The sequence below is a fragment of the Pigmentiphaga sp. NML080357 genome, assembly GCF_002188465.1.
GTDB lineage: Bacteria > Pseudomonadota > Gammaproteobacteria > Burkholderiales > Burkholderiaceae_B > Pigmentiphaga.
Window position 1 is genome coordinate 1 of record NZ_NINW01000006.1, and the last position, 1,159, is coordinate 1,159.

The following is a 1,159-nucleotide window of genomic DNA, read 5'->3' on the forward strand; positions in this document are numbered from 1 at the left end:
CTCCAGGCCGCCCTCAGCCGGAGCCAAGATCAAAGAGCCAGCGCGCACCGTGGAGGTCGCATGCTTTCTTCGGTATTGCCTGTTCACCACCACAGACCAGTTGATCCTTATGGTGCAGCGCCGGATCGCCGATCTGTGGCGTCAGGCTGCCGCCGATGTCCCCGCTACCGTCAATTGGGCCGCAATGTACAAAACGCTGCTCGGCGAACTTGTTGCCTTGAGCGCGCAAGGTGCGGTGCCAGATGCTGAGTTGCGTGCCCGTCTTGAAGCCTTGATCACCGAAACCCAGAAACGCAAACCACCGAGCAGGGCCTCCCTGGTCCGCGAGGGATTGATTGATGGAATTCGCCCCGTGCGGTCGTTGCTCGTCGCCATTGCAAAGCTGCCCTGGCAGGCCACCGGCGAGCATCCTGCCATCGAGTACCTTGCCAAGCTGCAAGCTTTATATCTCAAAGGATCCAGAAAGCTGCCAGTTGAAGTGGTGGCACCAAGTCTGGGAATGATCTGGCAGGTTTCGATCTCCAGCCCAGACCGGGAACGGGCGTTTCAGGCGTTGGAGGTGGCCACCCTGTTTGCCCTGCGCCGCGCGGTGTGCAATGGCTCGGTCTGGATTGAGCACAGCCTGAGCTTTCGGGGTCGTGCGCGCTTGTTCTTCACGGACGAGCGTTGGCAGGCAGAGTCCAAGAAACACTATGCCCGTCTATCGTTACCCAGCAAGGCTGCCACTTTCTTGAAGCCTTTGCTGGCCAGAGTAACTGCCGGTGTCGATGCGGTGGCCGCTGCAGCCCGCAGTGGCGTACTGCGCGTGGATGATGAACTCCATTTGTCGCCATTGCCCGCAGAGGACGAAGACCCAGAAGTGACCAAGCTGCGCGCGGCTTTGGATCACCGCATCGGTGAGGTTCAATTGCCGGAAGTGATTCTGGCCGTTGACGCCCAGGTGCGCTTTAGCTGGATCATGCTCGGACGTGAGCCGCGCTCTACCGACGAGCTGCTGATGGTCTATGCCGGCATCATGGCCCACGGCACCAGTCTGACTGCGGTCGAATGCGCGCGCATGATTCCGCAATTGTCTGCCACCAGCATTCGCCAGGCCATGCGCTGGGCGCGGGACGAACGGCGTCTGAGCCAGGCCTGCCAGGCTGTGCTGGAATTCATG

1 protein-coding gene is annotated in these 1,159 nt (G+C 60.7%); it reads left to right on the forward strand.

Translation table 11 applies throughout. The annotated features are described in order from the left end of the window. Positions 1 to 1,159 (forward strand): Tn3 family transposase (locus CDO44_RS01870; RefSeq protein ID WP_144389448.1); only part of this gene is annotated, 1,159 nt, incomplete at both ends.